This is a genomic window from Streptomyces sp. MNU76 (assembly GCF_020982545.1).
Taxonomy (GTDB): Bacteria; Actinomycetota; Actinomycetes; order Streptomycetales; family Streptomycetaceae; genus Streptomyces.
Window position 1 is genome coordinate 907,112 of sequence record NZ_JAJKLK010000001.1, and the last position, 20,434, is coordinate 927,545.

13 protein-coding genes and 2 pseudogenes are annotated in these 20,434 nt (G+C 69.0%); 5 read left to right on the forward strand and 10 right to left on the reverse strand.

The window, feature by feature from the left end:
• Positions 1–30: 30 nt before the first annotated feature.
• The 10 genes and pseudogenes from E4N62_RS03935 to E4N62_RS03980 form a co-directional block, all read right to left on the reverse strand.
• Positions 31–1,578 (reverse strand): BTAD domain-containing putative transcriptional regulator, encoded by a 1,548-nt coding sequence (locus E4N62_RS03935; protein WP_230211930.1) that lies wholly within the window; start codon positions 1,576–1,578, stop codon positions 31–33.
• Positions 1,579–1,691: 113 nt separating this feature from the next.
• Positions 1,692–2,951, reverse strand: coding sequence for an extracellular solute-binding protein (locus E4N62_RS03940; RefSeq protein WP_230211931.1), 1,260 nt, complete (start codon positions 2,949–2,951; stop codon positions 1,692–1,694).
• A 322-nt stretch (positions 2,952–3,273) separates the two neighbouring features.
• Positions 3,274–4,927, reverse strand: a pseudogene (locus E4N62_RS03945) (histidinol-phosphate transaminase).
• 188 nt (positions 4,928–5,115) lie between these two features.
• Positions 5,116–6,195 carry an aldose epimerase family protein gene (locus tag E4N62_RS03950; RefSeq protein ID WP_230211932.1) on the reverse strand — a complete coding sequence of 360 codons (1,080 nt, stop codon included), beginning with the start codon at positions 6,193–6,195 and terminating at the stop codon, positions 5,116–5,118.
• A 45-nt stretch (positions 6,196–6,240) separates the two neighbouring features.
• On the reverse strand, positions 6,241–7,485 hold the full coding sequence (gene mmsB, locus E4N62_RS03955; RefSeq protein WP_230211933.1) for a multiple monosaccharide ABC transporter permease: 1,245 nt from the start codon (positions 7,483–7,485) through the stop codon (positions 6,241–6,243).
• On the reverse strand, positions 7,482–9,032 hold the full coding sequence (gene mmsA / locus E4N62_RS03960; RefSeq protein ID WP_230211934.1) for a multiple monosaccharide ABC transporter ATP-binding protein: 1,551 nt from the start codon (positions 9,030–9,032) through the stop codon (positions 7,482–7,484). Before mmsA ends, mmsB begins: the two co-directional genes overlap by 4 nt.
• 32 nt (positions 9,033–9,064) lie before the next feature.
• Positions 9,065–10,177, reverse strand: a complete 1,113-nt coding sequence (gene chvE, locus E4N62_RS03965; RefSeq protein WP_230211935.1) for a multiple monosaccharide ABC transporter substrate-binding protein — start codon at positions 10,175–10,177, stop codon at positions 9,065–9,067.
• 136 nt (positions 10,178–10,313) lie between these two features.
• Positions 10,314–11,282 carry a hypothetical protein gene (locus E4N62_RS03970; RefSeq protein WP_230211936.1) on the reverse strand — a complete coding sequence of 323 codons (969 nt, stop codon included), beginning with the start codon at positions 11,280–11,282 and terminating at the stop codon, positions 10,314–10,316.
• Positions 11,283–11,404: 122 nt separating this feature from the next.
• Entirely contained in the window at positions 11,405–12,427 is a 1,023-nt protein-coding gene (locus E4N62_RS03975; RefSeq protein ID WP_230211937.1) for a zinc-binding dehydrogenase, read from the reverse strand.
• Positions 12,424–13,581, reverse strand: a complete 1,158-nt coding sequence (locus E4N62_RS03980; protein WP_184894600.1) for a mandelate racemase/muconate lactonizing enzyme family protein — start codon at positions 13,579–13,581, stop codon at positions 12,424–12,426. The genes E4N62_RS03975 and E4N62_RS03980 overlap by 4 nt, the downstream gene beginning before the upstream one ends.
• 762 nt (positions 13,582–14,343) lie before the next feature.
• Between E4N62_RS03980 and E4N62_RS03985 the strand changes: the two genes are divergently transcribed.
• From E4N62_RS03985 to yjfF, 5 genes and pseudogenes are all read left to right on the forward strand, one after another.
• Positions 14,344–15,387, forward strand: a complete 1,044-nt coding sequence (locus tag E4N62_RS03985) for a LacI family DNA-binding transcriptional regulator (protein WP_230211938.1) — start codon at positions 14,344–14,346, stop codon at positions 15,385–15,387.
• Positions 15,388–15,528: 141 nt separating this feature from the next.
• Positions 15,529–16,533: an ABC transporter substrate-binding protein gene (locus E4N62_RS03990; RefSeq protein WP_230211939.1), complete on the forward strand. Its 1,005-nt coding sequence runs from the start codon at positions 15,529–15,531 to the stop codon at positions 16,531–16,533.
• A gap of 100 nt (positions 16,534–16,633) precedes the next feature.
• Complete coding sequence (locus tag E4N62_RS03995) at positions 16,634–18,172, forward strand: sugar ABC transporter ATP-binding protein (RefSeq protein ID WP_230211940.1); 1,539 nt, start codon at positions 16,634–16,636, stop codon at positions 18,170–18,172.
• Positions 18,169–19,267, forward strand: a pseudogene (locus tag E4N62_RS04000) (ABC transporter permease). Before E4N62_RS03995 ends, E4N62_RS04000 begins: the two are co-directional and overlap by 4 nt.
• The gene (gene yjfF / locus E4N62_RS04005) at positions 19,264–20,295 is read left to right on the forward strand and encodes a galactofuranose ABC transporter, permease protein YjfF (protein ID WP_230211941.1); all 1,032 of its coding nucleotides are present in this window, start codon (positions 19,264–19,266) and stop codon (positions 20,293–20,295) included. The pseudogene E4N62_RS04000 and the gene yjfF overlap by 4 nt, the downstream one beginning before the upstream one ends.
• The last annotated feature ends 139 nt before the right edge of the window (positions 20,296–20,434 follow it).

The window sequence follows — 20,434 nt, forward strand, 5'->3', positions numbered from 1 at the left end:
GCTCCTCACTCGCCCCACACTCCCCCCCCCTCAGCCGACCGGCGCCGGTGTGCTCAGCGCGAAGTACGCGAAGTAGAAGCGCACGAACCGCGGCAACCGGTAGCGGCCGAGCACGAGCGGCTCGATGAGGTGGACGCCCGCGAGCGACTCCAGCACCCGCTCGATCTCACCGGGTTCGGACCCGGACATCCGCGCCGCCTCGTGGCAGTCGATGACCTCGGTGTCCTGGCGCGCGAAACACCGGAGCAGGTGCCGTTCGGGATCGGTGAGATCCTGATCGGCCGCGATCATCGGGGCCAGCATCGCGGTGCAGTCGGACGGGAGCGCGTCGGCGGACTTGCCCTCCCGCTGCATCTGCAGCAGAAACATCTCGATCGTCCAGTGGGGGCGCGAGCCGAGCTTGCCGCCGGCCACCCTGATCGGGGCCGGCAGTCGCGAGAGGTGTTCCAGCAGTACCTCGACGTGCTCGGGTTCCGCGTCCGCGCGCGCCGGTCCGATGGTCCTGCGGAAGAACTCCCGCGCCTCCTGCTCGGTCAGCCCGGCGATCTGCACCCAGCTCACCCCGGGCAGCTCGTGCAACCGGCGGACGCTCGTGAGGATCATCGCCGAGCCGGGCGTGGCCAGATCGCGCACGGAAGCCGCGTCCCGCACGTCGTCGACCACGACGAGGAACCGCTTGCCGCGCGCCTTCTCCCGCCACAGCGTGGCCTTGTCGCCGACGGGGTGCTCCACACCGACCGCCCGCAACAGCTCACCGGCGACGTCCCCGCCCCTGACGAAGATCTGCCCGTCCGGGAAGCGGCCCTTCACGAGGTGGCCGATCCGGGTGGCCAGCACGGTCCTGCCGCTGCCCCGCATACCGGTGATGCCCACGGTGCCCGGCAGCGTCCGCAGTGCCTGCGCGATCTCCTCGGCACGGCCGGTGAAGTCGATCAGGTCCGGCGGAAGCTGCTCCGGCCTGTGCGGCGGGGTGAGGTCGCCGCTGAGGATCTGCGCGTGGACCCTGCGCAGCTCAGGCCCCGGTTCGAGACCGAGCTCCTCGCGGAGCAGGGCGCGTGCCCGGTGGAAGTGGTCGAGTGCCTCGCCCTGCCTGCCCTCCAGGTAGAGCGCGCGCATCAGGAGGGCGCGGGGACGCTCCCTGAGAGGGAAGGCGGAGATATGGGCCTGTAGCTGAAGCACGTCGAACTCGCGTTCCAGGCAGTCCTCGCGTGCCTTGAGCCGGTGGTCGCCGAGCCGCACCCGCTGCGCGTCGAAGTAGGCACTCCGCAGACCCTCCAGGGGTTCGCCGTCGCAGCCGTCGACGATCTCCGCGCGGGCCGTGTACCCGCCGTCCCTGGTCTTCAGGTCCAACTCCGGAAGCGCCTTGCGGATCTTGTACACGTACGTCCGCAACGCCATGACCGCGCTCGGCGTCGGGTCGTCCCAGACCATGCCGATCAGCTGGTCGTTGCTCAGCCGGACGCCGTTGTTCAGCAGCAACGCCGCGAGCACCGAACGCTGTTGGCGCGGCCCCAGCTCGATCTCCTCCTCGTCGCGCCAAGCTCGTACCGGACCCATCAGCGAGAATCGCAGGCTCATGCGACAGTGCAACGCGCACGCGGATCGCCTGCTTCCCCGCGCTCCCCGCACTGTGCCACGGCTCCGAGCCGCCTCTCCGCGCCAGGACGACCGCGACTGCCGTACCGGCCCTCCTACCGAGCCGCATTCGCGATCGACTCCAGCACCTCTTGGGGGTTCCCGTCCGGGGTCACCGCCTTGCCGATGCGGCGGCGGATCTCTGTGGCCACCTCGGACCAGTTGGTCTCGGCGACGGGGTAGAGGCGGAGGTTCTGGAGGGTGTCCAGGCCGTTCCACAGGGGCTTGTGGGCCTTGTCGGCGCGCATCGCGTCGGCGGCGGACGTGGTGACGGGCAGCAGTTCGTACTGGGCGGCCTGCTCGGTCACGTACTTGTCGGAGTAGAGGAAGTCGAGGAACTCGCCGATGGCGGCCCGGTGGTCGTCGTTGCGGAAGGCGACGACCCAGTCCGCGGTGCCCATCGTCGGCGTGCTGTCGCCGTCGCGGCTCGGCAGCGGTACGGCACCGTAGGGCACGGAGTCGGAGGAGTCGTCGATCTGGCGGATCAGCGACAGCGGCGCGTTGACCATGGCCGCCTCACCGGTGAGGAACGCGTCGACCGCCTCGGACCGGTTCAGCTCGCCGGGCGGGACCGGGCCGGTGAGGCCCTCGCCGATCAGGTTCTCCTTCAGCCAGGTCAGCGTCGCCACATTGGCGGCGGACGCGATGTCGTAGCGGTTGGTGGAGTCGGTGTAGCCGCCGTCGCCGGCCAGCAGCCACATCAGCGTCTCGGCCTCCGCCTCCTCCGGGCCGAGCGGCACGGCGATCGGGTACTTCACACCCCGCGCCTTCAACACCCGTGCGTCGGCGACGAGTTCGTCCCACGTCGTCGGCGGCTCCAGGCCCGCCGCCGCGAACAGGTCCTTGTTGTAGTAGAGCAGCCGGGTGCTCGCGGTGAAGGGCATGCCGTACTGGGCGCGATCCATCTCCCCGGCGTTCGCGAGGCTCCGTACGAAGGACGCCTGGACCGGGACCGACAGCACCTCGTCGGCGCTGTAGAGGAGGTCGCGCGCGGCGTACTCGGAGTAGCTGTCCGTCTGCACGATGTCCGGTGCCTCGCCCCGCTCGACGAGTTCCGCGACCTTCTCGTCGACCTCGTCCGGGTCGTGGACCTGGACGTCCACCTCGATGCCAGGGTGCTCGGCGCCGAATGCGAGGGCCACCCGGTCCCAGTAGCCCTCGGAGTTCTTGCGGACGCTGTCGCCGTAGTTGGTCGCGACGACCGTCAGGGACACCGTCTCCGACTCCGCGTCGGCGTCGCCGCCGCAGCCGGACAGTCCGGCCGCGAGTCCCAGTGCGGCCGTGACCGCCACGATCGTCCGGGCGTTGTGGCGCACGGTCCACCCACTTCCAGCTTCCGTCCGGCTTCCAGCCGTGTCCGAGACGCGCGAGTACAGGAGTTGTGATCGGGCTTGATCGTATGGTGTGTGCCGGTGCGTACGGGCCCGTGGGCGTTGCGTTTTGATTCCGACGGTGTGACGGAGAGCGGCGAAGTGCCCGAGATGACCCACCGGCTCCAGGAAGTACGGAATCGGTGGTCCCACCGTTCACTCACCCGGTGGGGCAGTAGACCGGCAGACGCCCCCGACAGGAGCCCGTGCGGGCCTGTCGGGGGCGTCTGCCGGTGCGATCGATCGGTCCGTCCGGGAGGGCCGAGCCTCACCCCACCTGGTTGTACACCGCTCCCGCCGCCGGCCACCCCTGCGGCTCCTCCAGGGGCTCCGGCTGGGTGCGGCCGCGCACCTGGGCGGCGGTGAGGCCCTGGGCCGCGCCCATGGCGCGCCGGCCCTGAGCGGCGGTCGCGAGACCCGGCATACCGGTCTGGGCGGCGGGCTGGAGCCCGGGGGCCGGCATGGCGGCCGCCGGTGCGGCGGGCATCGGGGCCTGCATGGGCACCGGCGTCGGCATGGGGTAACGCACCACCGGGCCAGGAACTGCATGGGGCGGGCGCCGGGGACGGGAACTGCGGGGAGGCGGCGGGCATCGGTGCGGGTGCGGGTGCGGGTGCGGGTGCGGGCACCGGCACCGGGGACGCGAACTGCATGGAGGACGCGGGGGCCGGGGTCGGCATGCTCAGCGCCTGCGCGGCGAGGTTCTGCATGCCGGTCCCGCTGGTCTCGCCCATCAGCCGGTCCACGGCCGCCGTACCCGAGCTGTAGCTGGTCCCGGTGCTCAGCTCGGGTACGGCGGCTCCCCTCCTGGACCCGTAGAGAACCGACTCCAGGCCGGACACCAGGCGACGCACGTCGACCTGGGGCCGGACCACGAGTCGCAGGAAGCGACTGGACGAGCCGACCTTGTTGCCGCACTCGCGGACCAGGATCCGGTGCTCGGTGAGCAGCCGGTCGCGGACCACGGTGCCCTCGGCGCCCACGGGCAGACGCACGAAGAGGAAGTTCCCCTGCGACGGGTAGACCGTCAGCCCGGGGAGGGCGGAGAGCTGGCGGGCCATGTCCAGCCGGTCCCGGCGGACCTGGTGCAGGCTCTCCATGTATTCGGCGCCGTGGTTCTTCAGCATGAACACCACGTGCTCGGCGAAGGAGTTGAGGTTCCACTTCGGCAGCATCGAGCGGATCTTCCCGGCGAGCGCCGGGTTGGCGACCAGGTAGCCGAAGCGGATGCCGTGCAGGCCGAAGTTCTTGCCGAGGCTGCGCAGCACGACCACGTTGGGCCGCATCACCGCGTCCTGGACCGTGGACGGCTCGGACTCGGCGTCGGCGAACTCCAGGAAGGACTCGTCGATGACGATCAGGTCCAGGTCGGCCATCGCGTCCATGAACTGCACCAGTGCGTGCCGGTGGAGGAAGCCGCCGTCGGGGTTGTTGGGGTTGCAGATGACGGCGACCCTGGTGCCGCGGGCCCGGATGAACTCGGCGTACTGCGCGAGGTCGAGGGCGAAACCGCTGGACTCCTGGAGCGGGAACATGTCGACCCGCTTGCCGGTCTCCATGGGCTGGTCGGTCCAGCGGCCGAAGGTGGGGACGGGGACGGCGAGGGACTCCCGGACGAGCAGGTGGTCGATCCAGGTGATGAGTTCGGTCGAGCCGTTGCCCATCGCCACGCACTGCGGCGGCAGTTGGAGCAGGTTGCACAGTTCGGCCGTGATGGTGTCGGCGCTGCTCGGGTAGTACGTGATGATGTCGCGCAGCTTGCTCGCCATGTCGTCGAACATGGCCGGGGTGGGGAAGTAGGGGTTGCAGGGGATACAGAAGTCCACCGGACCCACCCCGTCGCCGCCCTCACGTGTCAGCGCAGCCATCGAGGGGCTGTGCGCCGCAGTGCTGCGGAACAACGAGGTGACGTTGTCGGCCATGGAACCTCCGTAGGGGGCGGGCCCGTTGGGGACGACCGGGCCCGACGACTAAGGGCGGCCCGCGCGGGGGAGCACGGGCCGCCCCTACATACGCGTGCTGGGGTGGCGCTGTTCAACCACTGGGAGTCCCGTGGGAAATTGTGAGCGCGCTGTGAAGATCTTACCGAAGATTCTGCGTCATGTTCGCGTCACGAAAACGCGTGCACGGTCGTCGACCGGTAGGTCTCCCCGGGCCGCAGCACCGTCGACGGGTACGAGGGCTTGTTCGGCGAGTCGGGGAAGTGCTGGGTCTCCAGGCACAGTGCGTCCCCTTGCCGGTAGATCCTCCCGGAGGGTCCGACGAGCGTGCCGTCGAGGAAGTTCCCGGAATAGAACTGCAGCCCCGGCTCGGTCGTGGAGACCGTCAGGGTGCGGCCGGACGCCGGGTCGGCGAGGGTGGCGGCCCACTCCGGCTCCGCCGTGACGCCCTTGTCGAGCACCCAGTTGTGGTCGAAGCCCTTGGCGTACAGCAGTTGGGGGTCGGCCGCGCGGAGGTCCTCGGCGATCGGCTTGCCCGTCCGGAAGTCGAAGGGGGTGCCCTCGACCGCCGCCGGCTCACCGGTGGGGATCAGACCGGGGTCGACGGGCGTGTAGCGACCGGCGGCGATGGTCAGCCGGTGGTCGCCGACCGAGCCGCTGCCCTCGCCCGCGAGGTTCCAGTACACGTGGTTGGTGAGGTTGACGACGGTGGCCCGGTCGGTGGTGGCCGCGTAGTCGACGCGCCACTCGCCCCGCGCGGTGAGGGTGTACGTCACCTTCACGTCGAGCGTGCCCGGGTAGCCCATGTCCCCGTCGGCGCTCGTGTGGGTCAGGTACAGCCCGACCTCCGAGTCCCGCTCGAACGGCTCGACCTCCCACACGACCTTGTCGAAGCCCCCGGCGCCGCCGTGCAGGCTGTTGGCGCCGTCGTTGACGGACAGCTCGTACGTCGTGCCGTCCAGCGTGAAGCGGCCCTCGCCGAGACGGTTGCCGTACCGGCCGATCAGCGCGCCGAAGTACGGGGAGTCGGCGACGTACTCCTCGACGGTGCCGAACCCGAGGGAGACGTTCGCATACCGGCCCTCGGCGTCCGGGACCTCCAGCGACTGCACGATCCCGCCGTACGACAGGACCTTCAGCCTCGTTCCGCCGTTCTCGAGCGACCAGCGGTGGATCTCGGTCCCGTCGGCGAGCTTGCCGAAGACTTCCTTCACGGGTGACGCCCCACTTTCCTGTTCATGCCTGTTCATGAAAAAAGGGGCCCCGCCTTTCGGCGAGGCCCCCCTTCCGGTGTGTCAGGAACCGCTCTTGCGCTTGTTCCACACGTCGAAGCCGACGGCCGCCAGCAGGGCCAGGCCCTTGATGACCTGCTGCCAGTCGGTGCCGACGCTGAGAAGGTTCATACCGTTGTTCAGCACGCCGAGGACGAGACCGCCGATGATCGCGCCGAGGACGGTGCCGACACCGCCGCTCATGGACGCGCCGCCGATGAACGCCGAGGCGATGGCCTCCAGCTCGTAGCTCAGACCCGCCTTCGGCGAGGCCGCGTTGAGCCGGGCGGCGATCGCCAGACCCGCCAGGGCCGCGAGCACGCCCATGTTGACGAAGACCAGGAAGGTGACCTTCCTGTCCTTCACACCGGAGAGCTTCGCGGCCGGCAGGTTGCCGCCGATCGCGTAGATGTGCCGGCCGAAGACCGCGTTGCGCATCAGGTAGCCGTAGCCGACGACCAGCGCGCCCAGCACCAGCAGGATGATCGGCGCGCCCTTGTAGCTGGCCAGCAGCATGGTGACGGTGAGCAGCGCGGCCGAGATGGCGACCAGCTTGAGCAGGAAGATGTTGCGCGGCGCCACGTCGAGGGCGAACTCCTGCTGGCGCTTGCGGTCACGCACCTCCTGGATGACCACGAAGGCGATCAGAGTGAAGCCCAGCAGCAGGGTGATGTTGTGGTAGTTGGTCGCGGGACCGACCTCGGGCAGGAAGCCGTTGCCCATCTTCTGCAGGCCGTCGGGGAACGGGCCGAGGGTCTGGCCCTCCAGCAGGATCTCCGTGACACCGCGGAAGACGAGCATGCCGGCGAGGGTGACGATGAACGACGGTATGCCCAGATACGCGATGAAGAACCCTTGGGCCGCGCCCGCGGCCGCGCCCGCCATCAGGCAGAGCACCACGGCGAGCGGCCACGGTATGTCGTGCTGCACCGTCAGCACCGCCGCGAACGCGCCCACGAAGGCCGTGAGCGAACCGACCGACAGGTCGATGTGGCCCGCGACGATCACCAGCATCATGCCGATCGCGAGGATCAGGATGTAGCTGTTCTGCAGGACCAGGTTGGAGACGTTGCGCGGCAGCAGCAGGTCGCCGCCGGTCAGGAGCGCGAAGAAGGCGACGATCAGGCCGAGGGCGATCAGCATGCCGTACTGCCGCATGTTGCGGCGCATACCGTCCAGCATCAGCTGCAACAGGCCGCCGCCCGTGGCCGATCCGGTGCCGCCCGGCGGCGCCGGGGCCGGGCTCTTGGCGGTCACATCCGTGCTCATCGGGTTACCTCTTTGTCCTTCGTCATCTGGCGCATCAGCGATTCCTGCGTGGCCTCGGCACGCGAGAACTCGCCTGTCAGCCGCCCCGCGGCCATCGTGTAGATGCGGTCGCACATCCCGAGGAGCTCCGGCAGCTCGGAGGAGATGAAGACGACCGCCTTGCCCTCGGCGGCCAGCTTGTCGATCACCGTGTAGATCTCGTACTTGGCGCCGACGTCGATGCCACGCGTCGGCTCGTCCAGGATCAGCACGTCCGGACCGGCGAAGATCCACTTGCTGAGGACGACCTTCTGCTGGTTGCCGCCGGACAGCTTGCCCACCGGCTCGAACACCGTCGGGGCCTTGATGTTCATGGTCTTGCGGTAGCGCTCGGCGACCTGGCGCTCCTCGTGCTCGTCGACGACGCCCCGCTTGGCGACCTTGTTCAGGGCGGTCAGCGAGATGTTCCGGTTGATCGTGTCGATCAGGTTGAGGCCGTAGTGCTTGCGGTCCTCGGTCACGTACGCGATGCCGTGCTTGACCGCCTCGGCGACCGACTTCGTACGGATCTCGGTGCCGTCCTTGAGGACCGTGCCGCCCGCGTAGCGGCCGTAGGTCCGGCCGAAGACGCTCATCGCGAGCTCCGTGCGACCGGCGCCCATGAGGCCCGCGATCCCGACGATCTCCCCGCGCCGCACGCTGATCGACACATCGTCGACGACCTTGCGCTGCTGGTCGATGGGGTGGAGCACGGTCCAGTCGCGGATCTCCAGGGCGGGTGCCGCGCCCACCTCCGGCTCGTGCGGGGTGCGCTCGGGGAAGCGGTTGTCGAGGTCGCGGCCCACCATGCCGCTGATGATCCGGTCCTCGGTGGTCTCCTCGGCCTTGACGTCGAGGGTCTCGATCGACTTCCCGTCGCGGATGATCGTCACCGAGTCGGCGACCTTGCGGATCTCGTTGAGCTTGTGGGAGATGATGATCGAGGTGATGCCCTGCTTCTTCAACTCCAGGATGAGGTCGAGGAGTTTGCCGCTGTCCTCGTCGTTCAGGGCGGCGGTCGGCTCGTCCAGGATGAGCAGCTTCACCTTCTTGGACAGCGCCTTGGCGATCTCCACCAGCTGCTGCTTTCCCACACCGATGTCGGCGACCCGGGTCTCCGGGTGGTCGTCGAGACCGACCCTGCGCAGCAGTTGGCTCGCGTGCCGCAGGGTCTCCCGCCAGTCGATGAACCCGCCCTTGGCGTGCTCGTTGCCGAGGAAGATGTTCTCCGCCAGGGAGAGGTACGGCGACAGCGCCAGCTCCTGGTGGATGATGACGATGCCGCGCTGCTCGCTCGCGCGGATGTCCTTGAACTCGCAGACCTCTCCCTCGAAGAGGATCTCGCCCTCGTAGCTGCCGTGCGGATGGACGCCGGAGAGCACCTTCATCAAGGTGGACTTTCCGGCGCCGTTCTCACCGCAGATGGCGTGGACCTCGCCCTGGCGGACGGTCAGGGTGACGTCCGACAGCGCTTTGACGCCGGGAAAGGTCTTGACGATCGAGCGCATTTCCAGGACGGGTCCCGCCATGGTCGTGCCTTCCAATCCGTTGGTGCCGGCGGTTACTTGAGGTCGCCGGCCTTGATGTAGCCGGAGTCGACGACGACCTTCTGGTAGTTGGTCTTGTCGACGGCGACCGGCTCCAGCAGGTAGGCCGGGACGACCTTGGAGCCGTTGTCGTAGGTCTCGGTGTCGTTGGTCTCGGGCTTCTTGTCGTTCAGCAGCGCGTCGACCATGTTCGAGGCCACCTTGGCGAGTTCGCGGGTGTCCTTGTAGACGGTCATCGACTGCTCGTCCGCGATGATCGACTTCACCGAGCCGACCTCGGCGTCCTGGCCGGTGACGATCGGCAGCGGCTTGTCCTTGGAGCCGTAGCCGTCGGACTTCAGCGCGGAGAGGATGCCGATGGAGATGCCGTCGTACGGCGAGAGGACGGCGTCGACCTTGCCGCTCTTGTAGTCCTTGGTGAGGATGTCGTCCATACGGCGCTGGGCGGTGGCGCCGTCCCAGCGCAGCGTGGTGACCTTGGTGATCTCGGTCTCGCCGGACTTCACGACCAGCTGCTTCTTGTCGATGTACGGCTTGAGGACGTTCATCGCGCCGTTGAAGAAGTAGCGGGTGTTGTTGTCGTCGTTGGAGCCGGCGAACAGCTCGATGTTGAACGGGCCCTTCTTGGAGCCGTCCTTCAGGCCGAGCTTCTCGACGATGTAGTTGCCCTGGAGCTCGCCGACCTTCTCGTTGTCGAAGGAGGCGTAGTAGTCGACGTTCTCGGTGCCGAGGATCAGCCGGTCGTAGGAGATGACCGGGATGTTGGCGTCCTTGGCCTGCTGGAGCACGTTGTTCATCGACTTGTTGTCGATCGCCGCGACGATCAGGGCCTTCACGCCCTGCGTGATCATGTTCTCGATCTGGGAGACCTGCTTGGCGGGGTCGTCCTCGCCGAAGACCAGCTGGGTCTTGTAGCCCTTGGACTTGAGGTCCTTGACCACGTTGTCGCCGTCGGCGATCCAGCGCTCGGAGGACTTGGTCGGCATCGAGATGCCGATGGTGGCGCCCTCGGTGCTGCCGCCCTCGTCCTTGCTGCCGCCCTCGCCGCTCTGGCCACAGGCGGAGAGGGTCAGGGCCAGCGAGGCGGCGGAGGCTATGGCGGCGAGTGCGGCTCGGCGAGTGCGCATGATCATCATCCTTGATGTTTTGAAGGCCTGGATCGTTCTGGCGAGGCCGGCGTTTCATGAGCCGAACGCTGCCAGAGAAGATGTGGGGGATTCTGTGTGACCGCGTCTTCTTCTGTGAAGACAGTTGTCCGGTTCGTTATGAGGGAGTTCCGAACCGCTTCAGTTCGCCCGGCAGTCGGGAGCCGAGCGGCGCCATGTCGCCGTCCGCCCCGTGCCGTGCGAGCAGATCCAGGGCCAGTCGGCCGCGCCGTACGCGTTCCTTGGCCGTGGACAGTGTGAGGTCCCGCATGTGGTGCCCGTAGGGGTAGATCCCGGGGGCCTTCGACAGGCCGAACTTCAGATAGATCGGCGCGCCGCGCCGGATCAGCTCGGCGACCTCGTACATCCGGACATAGCCGCCGAGGTCGTCGGGCGCCTCGATGTACATGTCCATGGGGGCGGCGGACGCCCGCCGGATCTCCGTGAGGTGGTCGAGCGTGAGGTCGCTCGGCACGTTGATCGAGTCGCCGCCGAGGTTCTCGTACACGGCGTACGCGGTCGGGTTCACCGGTCCGATCAGCGCCGACACCTTGAACGTCGTGTCGGCCGGCAGGATCCCCGCCACCCGCGCCCTGTGCAGCGTCCACAGCACGCCCTCGTCGGCGACGAGCAGGCACTTCACGCCCAGTTCGGTCGCGCGGACGGCGTCCTCCACGCAGCCGGCGACCGCGTCGTGGCCCCGGGCGCGCAGACCGCCGCCCTTGGAGTCGGTGCGGGTGGAGCCGCCGATGTCCCAGGTGCCGCGCGGGCCGGTGAACAGGCAGAGCTCGATGTCGCGCTCGGCCGTCGCCTCCACCATCTCGGTGATCTCGGCGTCGGTGAGCATCCACACACCGCTGCCCTGGCTGATCCGGTGGATCGGGACGTCGAGCCGCGAGGCCTCCTTGAGGACCACGGCGAGCGCCTCCGGCCCCTCCACGGAGGGCACCTCGGTGCGCCAGCGGCCGCCACCGGGGAAGGTGTGCGGTGAGGCGTCGGACGGGTCGAGGGCGGGTGCGTCGAGCCCGAGCGCGGCGAGGGCCTGCTCGCCGGGTCGGCGCGGGGCCGGAGTGGTGGTGTCGGTCACAAGCTGTCCTTCATGTTCGGTATTTCGGACGAGGTTCGCGGCTCTTGGTGCACAAAACTCTTGGGTGTACGCCGGTACGCAGTCGTCAGGTACCCCGTACCGGCGTACGGCTCAGGGGTGTGTCATGGCCGCAGCAGGACCTTGCCCACCGTCGGGTCTCCGGACCCCACCAACTCGATGGCCTGGGGGAACTCCGCCAGCGGAAGCTCGTGCGTGACGAGCGGCAGTGGGTCCAGCAGCCCGGCTCCGAAGACCCGCACCGTGTGCGCCCACGCGTCCGGCGCCGCGCCGAACACCGTGTGCACCTCCAGCTGCCGTACGACGAGATCCGTCGGGTCGAGCCCGTCGGCGCCCGGCGCCGGGATGCCCGTCAGGACCAGCCGGCCGCCGCGCCGCAGCAGAGCGGCGGCCGTGCGCGCCGCGTCCGCCGACCCGGCGGTCTCGATGACCACGTCGAAGTCGCCCGGCAGCTCCTGGTCCTTGGTGCGGAAGTCGGTCGCGCCGAAGCGCTTCGACAGCTCCGCGCGGTCCGGCCGGGTGCCCACGACGAGCAGCTCGGCGGGCGAGGCAGCCTTCAAGAACTGAACGGCGAACATCCCGAGCGTCCCGGTCCCCACCACGGCGACCCGCTCACCAGGAACGGCGTTCGCCTTGAGCGCGGCGGCCGCGATGCACGCGGCCGGCTCCAGCAGCGCCGCCGCCGTCAGATCCGCGTCATCCGGCAGGACGTGCAGCAGCCGGGCGGGCAGGGTGAGCGTCGTGGCCATCGCGCCGGGCTGGGTGAACCCGGTCTCCTCGTACCCCGCCGAGCACAGCGTGGTCTCGCCCGCGTGGCAGCGGTCGCACACCTGGCAGTTGCGGAAACCCTCGCCAACTACCTTGCGCCCTACAAGAGTTGAAGGAACTCCGGTGCCGACCTCGACGACCGTGCCGGACCACTCGTGGCCCGGGGTGAGCGGGTAGCGGACGTACCCCTCCGGCCGGTTGCCCTGGAAGACCTCGCGGTCGCTGCCGCAGATCCCGGAGGCGTGCACCCGGACCAGGGCCTCGCCGGCCTCCGGCGGCCTGGCCTCGTGCGGGACGAGACGGTGCTCGCCCGGCGCCTCGATGACGACGGCGGTGGCCGCGTCGGGGGAGGGGGTCACTTGGTCCCCTTGGGCTTGCGCTGCTCCCAGCCCTCGGCCCACAGGTCGAAGCGGGCCTGCTGCTGCGGGAACTCCGCCGCCGCGTCCACGTCCAGCTCGACCCCGAGGCCGGGCTTGTCGGAGAGGTGGAAGTAGCCGTCCACGACCTCCGGGGCGCCCGAGACGACCTTCTTGATGTCCGCGTCCGCGAAGTCGTTGAAGTGCTCGAGGATCTTGAAGTTCGGGGAGGTGAAGCCGACCTGGAGGGAGGCCGCCGTCAGCACCGGGCCGCCCACGTTGTGCGGCGCGACCAGCGTGTAGTGGGTCTCGGCGGTCGCGGCCAGCTTGCGGGTCTCCCAGATGCCGCCGATGTGGCCGACGTCCGGCTGGATGATGTCCACGGCCTGGCTCTCGAAGAGCTCCCGGAACTCGATCCGGTCGTGGATGCGCTCACCCGTGGCCACCGGCATGTCGACCTTGGCGGCCACCTTCTCCAGCGCCTTCAGGTTCTCCGGCGGCACCGGCTCCTCCAGCCACGCGGGCTTGAAGGGCGCCAGGTCCTTGGCGAGCCGCACGGCGGTCGAGGGCGAGAACCGGCCGTGCATCTCCAGCATCAGCTCGGCGTCCGGCCCGATGGCGTCGCGCACGGCCTCGATCAGCGAGACGGCGTACAGGCTCTGCTGGTGGTCCAGCTCGAAGTGGCCGGTCCCGAAGGGGTCGATCTTGAGCGCCTTGTACCCGCGCTCCATCACCCCCCGCGCCGCCTTGTGGTACGCCTCGGGCGTGCGCTCGGTGGTGTACCAGCCGTTGGCGTACGCCTTGACCTTGTCGGTGACCTTGCCGCCCAGCAGCTGCCAGACCGGCACGCCGAGGGCCTTGCCCTTGATGTCCCAGCAGGCCATCTCGATGACGGCGATGCCGGACATCACGATCTCACCGGCGCGCCCGTAGTCGCCGTACTTCATCCGCTTGACCAGATCCTCGACAGCGAACGGGTCGGAGCCGAGAATGTGGTTGGTCTTCGCCTCGTGCAGATAGCCGAGCAGCGCGTCGGTGTGGCCCAGCATGCGGGTCTCGCCGACGCCGGTGAGACCCTCGTCGGTGTGCACGAGGACGTAGGTCAGGTTTCGCCACGGCGTCCCGACCACGTGCGTGCTGATTCCCGTGATGCGCACGGTACTCCCTGCCCTCTGTAGTCTGTTCGAAATTTCGTCGCTCGTTCGAAATGCTGGTCGCGACAGTAAGGACGACCCGGTCGGAGTGTCAATGGGTCGAACACACAACGGTCCAAGGCGATCCGCACGGCTCGCGCCCCGGGAACGGTACGGGGTGATTCGGGCGCGGGTGAACGCGGCGCGCGGCGCACGGATGTGAGCGGTGTCCTTGACGGGGGCGCGGATGTCCAAGAGTCCCCTGGTGGCGGGCGTGATGTCCGTTTCGTCCGGGGTGGGTTGGGCGCCGTGCGGCGAATTCCGGCCTTGCTGGGGGTGCCGGGTCCGGCTCGCCAGGGGTCCGCCGTCGGGCCCGAAGGTGGCCTCTGCCAGGCAGATCGCGCCGGGCGGGACTCCGGTGCGCGGCTGTGAGGTGGCTCGCGTCAACAGGTTCGGGCCACAAGGCCGTTGCGCGGCCGGCCGACGCGGACGAACGCCCTCTCCGTGACCCGTGCCGCCCGTCGCGTTACTCAAACGTGACCGCCTTCCCTGCTGCAGCCCTCTTGACCGCCGGGAATTGTTAGCGCTCACAATGACCTCCGCAACGCACCATTCATCGCCCGGCAACATCCAAGGAGGTACGAGCGTCGTGTCGGACTCGCGCCAACTCGTCTTCCCCCCGGATGTCTTCGGGCGTTCCGGAATTCCGGTATGAATCCGGCGGCACGGGAGCGCGCTCCCGCACGACGGGTCTTATCGGCAGACGACCGCCAAGGAGGTGCGGCCGTGACGTCCTCGCAGCTGCGACCGCCCACCATGGCCGACGTCGCCCGCCAGGCCGGGGTCTCCCACCAGACCGTCTCCCGAGTGCTGGGGGACCACCCCAACGTGCGGGACGAGACCCGGGCCAAGGTGCTCCGCGCGATCGAGGAGATGGGCTACCGCCGCAACTTCTCCGCACGGGCCCTGGCGACCAGGCGCACCCAGACCCTGGGCGTGGTCGCCTCCAACACCACGCTCTACGGTCCGGCCAGCACCCTGTTCGCGCTGGAGGAGGCGGCACGGGCCGAGGGATACCTCGTCTCGACGGTCAGTCTGCGGGAGCTGACCGTTGAGGCACTGTCCGAGGCCCTGGACCGTCTCAGCGAGGGCGGGGTGGAGGGAGTGATCGCCCTCGCCCCGCAGCGCTCGGCGGTCGCCGCCCTCAGCGAACTGCGCCACCCCTTCCCGGTGGTGGCCGTGGGCACCGGCTCCGGCGCGGAGATCCCCAGCGTCAACGTCGACCAGCACCTGGGCGCGCGGCTGGCCACCGGCCACCTGCTCGCCGCCGGTCACCGCAAGGTCTGGCACCTCGCCGGACCCGAGTACTGGCAGGAGGCCGCCGACCGGACCGCCGGCTGGCGGGCCACCCTGGAGGAGGCCGGCGTCGAACCGCCGCAGCCGCTGCGGGGGGACTGGAGTCCGCTCTCGGGCTACCGGGCGGGCCAGGAACTGGCCGGCTGGGTGGGCCGCGGTCTGACCGCCGTCTTCGTCGCCAACGACCAGATGGCGCTGGGGGTGTTGCGAGCCCTGCGCGAGGCGGGCGTACGGACCCCCCAGGACGTGGCGGTGGTCGGCTTCGACGACATCCCGGAGTCGGAGTTCTTCGCCCCGCCGCTCACCACCGTCCGACAGGACTTCGCCACGGTGGGGCAGCGGAGCATCGCGCTCCTGCTGGACCTCATCGAGGGGCGGGCCTCCTCCGTCTCCCGGGTCGCCATCGAACCCCAGCTCGTCGTCCGCGCCAGCACCTTCCCGTACGTCCCCCTGGCGGGGACCGCTCCGGGCTGACGCGGCACCGAACAAACGAACGTCATTCACCCCTCAGTATGGCCGACATTTCGAACAATGATCGACAGGTTGGACGCGGTGCGGCCGGCCCCTGAGTACCAACGGTCCCTCCTCGGACCGGCTCTTCAAAGGAGAAGAAACATGCTCAACAGACGGAACTTCCTGACCGCGGCGATCGGCGTGGCGGCGGCGGGCACCCTGGCGGCCTGTGCCAAGGAGGACGAGGGCTCCGGCGGCAACTCCGGTTCCGGCGGCGGCAAGAAGATCACCCTCGGCTTCTCCCAGGTCGGCTCCGAGAGCGGCTGGCGCAGCGCCAACACCGACTCCGTGAAGTCCGCGGCCAAGGAGGCGGGCTACAACCTCAAGTTCTCCGACGCGCAGCAGAAGCAGGAGAACCAGATCTCCGCGATCCGCAGCTACATCGCGCAGAAGGTGGACGTCATCGCCTTCTCGCCGGTCGTCGTCACCGGCTGGGACGCCATCCTCAAGGAGGCCCAGGCGGCGAAGATCCCCGTCGTCCTGACGGACCGCTCCGTCGAGAGCGACGAGTCCCTGTTCGTGACCCTGGTCGGTTCCGACTTCACCGACGAGGGCCGCCGTGCCGCCAAGATCCTGGAGAAGGTCCTGGAGAAGGCCGGCCACAAGGGCAAGGTGAAGATCGCCCAGCTGGAGGGCACCACCGGTGCCGCTCCGGCGATCGAGCGCGCCAAGGGCTTCAAGGAGATCATGGACGCCGAGCACAAGGACGACTGGGAGATCGTCGTCAGCCAGACCGGTGACTTCACCCGCGCCGGCGGCAAGCAGGTCATGGCGGCCTTCCTGCAGTCCAACCCGGACATCAACGTCCTCTACGCGCACAACGACGACATGGGTCTCGGCGCCATCCAGGCCATCGAGGCGGCCGGCAAGAAGCCCGGCAAGGACATCCTCATCGTCACGGTCGACGGCGTGAAGGACGGCTTCATCGCGATGTCCGAAGGCAAGATCAACGCGATCGTCGAGTGCAACCCGCTGCTCGGCCCCCAGCTGATGGAGGTCGTGCAGAAGGTCAAGGACGGCGAGAAGGTCGAGCGCTGGATCAAGACCGAGGAGAGCGACTTCATGCAGGACCAGGCCAAGGACGCGCTCCCCACCCGTAAGTACTGACCCACCCGCCCCACCGGCAGGGAGCCTCCAGGGGACCGGGCACGCCCCGGTCCGGGAGGCTCCCCGCGGGCCTGAACCCATGTCAAGAGGAGCGCTGCTCATGGCAGAGCCGCGGCCCGTCCTGGAGATGACGGGCATAGTCAAGGAGTTTCCGGGGGTACGGGCTCTGTCGGGCGTCGACTTCCGGCTCTTCCCCGGCGAGATCCACGCCCTGATGGGCGAGAACGGTGCCGGGAAGTCCACCCTCATCAAGGTGCTGACGGGGGTCTACTCCCTGGACGGCGGCACCGTCACCCTCGACGGGAAGTCCGTGCTGTTCGGCAGCCCGCTGCAGGCGCAGCAGGCCGGCATCAGCACGGTCTACCAGGAGGTCAACCTCTGCCCCAACCTCTCGGTGGCGGAGAACATCTTCATCGGACGTGAACCCACGCGCGCGGGCCGCATCCAGTGGAAGCAGATGCGCAGGGAAGCCGCGGAGATGGTCGACCGCCTCGGCCTCGACATCGACGTGACGGCCCCGCTGTCCTCGTACCCGCTGGCCGTGCAGCAACTGGTCGCGATCGTACGGTCGGTGGGCCACGGCGACAGCGACGGCCAGGGCTCCGGCACCAAGGTGCTCGTCCTGGACGAGCCCACCTCCAGCCTCGACCGCGACGAGGTCCTCGAACTGTTCCGCCTGATGCGGCGGCTGCGGGACGAGGGCGTCGCCATCCTCTTCGTCTCGCACTTCCTGGACCAGATCTACGAGATCTGCGACCGGATGACGGTGCTGCGCAACGGCACCCTGGTCGGCGAGCACATGGTGGCCGACCTCGACCAGGTCGGGCTGATCGAGCTGATGATCGGCAAGGCCCTGGACCAGTTGGAGGAGCTCCACGAGCACCAGCTGCGCTCCGACGTCGGCGAGACCCTCGTCGCGGCCGAGGGCCTCGGCCGGACCGGCGGCATCGCCCCCTTCGACCTGGAGATCAAGAAGGGCGAGGTCGTCGGCCTCGCCGGCCTGCTCGGCTCGGGCCGCACCGAACTCGCCCGGCTGCTCTTCGGCGCCGACCAGCCCGACAGCGGCAAGGTCACCGTGGACGGCCGGCAGGTCTCGATGAGCGCCCCGAACGACGCCATCGGCGCCGGGGTCGCCTTCTGCTCGGAGAACCGCAAGACCGAGGGCCTGGTCCCCGATCTGACGGTCCGGGAGAACATCATCCTGGCCCTCCAGGCGTCCCGCGGCTGGACCCGGCCCATCCCGGCCGGCCAGCGCGACGAACTGGTCGCCAAGTACATCAAGGCGCTGGACATCCGCCCCGCCAACCCGGAGGCCCGGGTCGGCCAGCTCAGCGGCGGCAACCAGCAGAAGGTGCTGCTCGCCCGCTGGCTGATCACCCAGCCGAAGCTGCTCATCCTGGACGAGCCCACGCGCGGCATCGACATCGGCGCGAAGGCGGAGATCCAGAAACTGGTCGTCTCCCTCTCCGAGGACGGCATGTCCGTCCTCTACATCGCGGCCGAACTGGAGGAGGTCCTCCGCCTCAGCCACACCATCGGCGTCCTGCGCGACCGCAAGCTGGTGGCCCGGCTGACCAACGGACCGGAGATCACCACCAGCAAGATCCTGGAGACCATCGCGAGCGGAGAACACCAGTGAGCACCCCATCCGCAGCCACCACCTCCCGCTGGCGGGCGCTGACGCACCACCACCTGTTCTGGCCGGTCGCGGTCCTGGTGGCCCTGCTGCTCATCAACGTCCCCTTCACCCCCGACTTCTTCGCGATCAGGATGACGGACGGCCACCTCTACGGCAGCCTCGTCTCGATCGTGCTGTTCGGCTCGCCGCTGATCCTGGTCGCGGTCGGCATGACCCTGGTCATCGCCACCGGCGGCATCGACCTCTCCGTCGGCGCGGTCGTCGCCATCACCGGCGCCCTGACCTGCTCGTACATCAGTGACCAGGCCGACCAGAACGCGCTGGCCGGGGTCTTCCTCGCCATGGGCATCGGCCTGGTGGCCGCGGTCCTCTGCGGCCTGTGGAACGGCTTCCTGGTCGCCCGGATGGGCATCCAGCCGATCATCGCGACCCTCATCATCATGGTCGCCGGACGCGGTGTCGCCCAGCTGATCACCGACGGCCAGATCATCACCATCAACAGCGAGCCGTACCAGCTGATCGGCGGCGGCTACTGGCTGACGCTGCCCTTCTCCATCTTCGTGGTGGCCGCGGTCGTCGCCGTCACCGTCGCGCTGACCCGCAAGACCGCGCTCGGTCTGCTCGTCGAGTCGGTCGGCGGCAACGCCGAGGCCAGCCGCCTGGTGGGCATCCGGTCCCGGCGCATCAAGATCATGGTCTATATGTTCTGCGCCCTGTGCGCGGGCATCGCGGGCCTGATGATCAGCTCCAACACCTCGGCCGCGGACGGCAACAACGCCGGCCTGTGGATCGAGCTGGACGCGATCCTCGCGGTGGTCATCGGTGGCACCTCGCTGCTCGGCGGCCGGTTCTCGATCGGCGGCACCGTGATCGGCGCCCTGGTCATCCAGACCCTGACCACCACGATCTACACCATCGGCGTGCCGACCCAGACCAACCTGGTCTTCAAGGCCGCCGTCGTCATCGTCGTCTGCCTGCTGCAGTCCCCGAAGTTCCGGGCCAAGGTCTTCGGCGCCAAGGGGCGCGGGAAGCCCGCCGCCCGGCGGAGCCGCCACCCCGGCCGACGCCGCCCCGAAGATGGAGGTGTCGCGATGAGCGCGACCACCAAGACGCGTACGGCCCCGGAGGGCGCGGCGGCGTCCCAGACGTCCGCGATCCCCCGCCTGCTCGGTGACCGGCGGCTGCCGGTCCTGGTCACGGCCGCCCTGTTCCTCGTGATGTACATCACCGGCCTGAGCCGGTACCAGAACTACGGGTTCGCCGAACCGCAGGTGTTCCTCAACCTGTTCATCGACAACAGCTACCTCCTGGTCGCCGCCGTCGGCGCCACCTTCGTCATCATGTCCGGCGGCATCGACCTGTCCGTGGGCTCGCTGATCGGCTTCACCACCATGTTCACCGCCTGGCTGGTGGAGCGTCAGGGCCTGCCCCTGATCGTGGTCGTCCCGCTCGCCCTCGGCGTGGGCGCGTTCGGCGGCTTCCTCATGGGCTATGTGATCCACAACTTCGAGATCCAGCCGTTCATCGTGACCCTCGCCGGGCTCTTCCTCTTCCGGGGCCTGTGCCTGGTCATCAGCAAGGAGTCCATCTCCATCAGCGACTCCATGGTGAGCAGCCTGGCCCAGACCCGGGTGCCGCTGGGACTCGGGGACCTGTCGATCGGCGCCCTCGTGGCCCTGGCCGTCCTCGGCGCCGCCTTCTACGTCCTGCACTACACCCGCTTCGGACGCCGGGTGTACGCCATCGGCGGCAACGAGCAGTCGGCGCTGCTGATGGGGCTCCCGCTCGGCGGCACCAAGATCGCCGTCTACACGGTGAGCGGCTTCTGCTCGGCCCTGGCCGGCCTGCTGTTCATGCTGTACATCCAGTCCGGTGACCCGCTGCACGCCGTCGGCATGGAACTCGACGCCATCGCCGCGGTGGTCATCGGCGGCACCCTGCTGACCGGCGGCTCCGGCTATGTCATCGGCACCCTCTTCGGCGTCCTGGTGCTGGGCCTGATCAAGAGCATCATCCAGTTCGAGGGCACCCTCAGTTCCTGGTGGACGAAGATCGCCACCGGTGTGCTGCTCTGCGCGTTCATCCTGATCCAGCGGGCCATGACGGCCCGGAAACAGACCTGAACCGAGCAGTTCCCCGCCCGTCGGCCCCTGTGGTCCGTCGCACCCGGCGTGCGGCGGACCGCTCGGCGTGCGCCGACATCGGGGCGAATGGTCGGGCTTGACCTCAACTGGGCAAACCGGAAAGGCAAGTTCCGCACAC

Coding starts and splice junctions, on each gene's coding strand:
- mmsB (WP_230211933.1), bottom strand. CDS start 7,485: ATGAGCACGGATGTGACCGCCAAGAGCCCGGCCCCGGCGCCGCCGGGC.
- E4N62_RS03990 (WP_230211939.1), top strand. CDS start 15,529: ATGCTCAACAGACGGAACTTCCTGACCGCGGCGATCGGCGTGGCGGCG.
- E4N62_RS03935 (WP_230211930.1), bottom strand. CDS start 1,578: ATGAGCCTGCGATTCTCGCTGATGGGTCCGGTACGAGCTTGGCGCGAC.
- yjfF (WP_230211941.1), top strand. CDS start 19,264: ATGAGCGCGACCACCAAGACGCGTACGGCCCCGGAGGGCGCGGCGGCG.
- mmsA (WP_230211934.1), bottom strand. CDS start 9,032: ATGGCGGGACCCGTCCTGGAAATGCGCTCGATCGTCAAGACCTTTCCC.
- chvE (WP_230211935.1), bottom strand. CDS start 10,177: ATGCGCACTCGCCGAGCCGCACTCGCCGCCATAGCCTCCGCCGCCTCG.
- E4N62_RS03995 (WP_230211940.1), top strand. CDS start 16,634: ATGGCAGAGCCGCGGCCCGTCCTGGAGATGACGGGCATAGTCAAGGAG.
- E4N62_RS03950 (WP_230211932.1), bottom strand. CDS start 6,195: ATGAACAGGCATGAACAGGAAAGTGGGGCGTCACCCGTGAAGGAAGTC.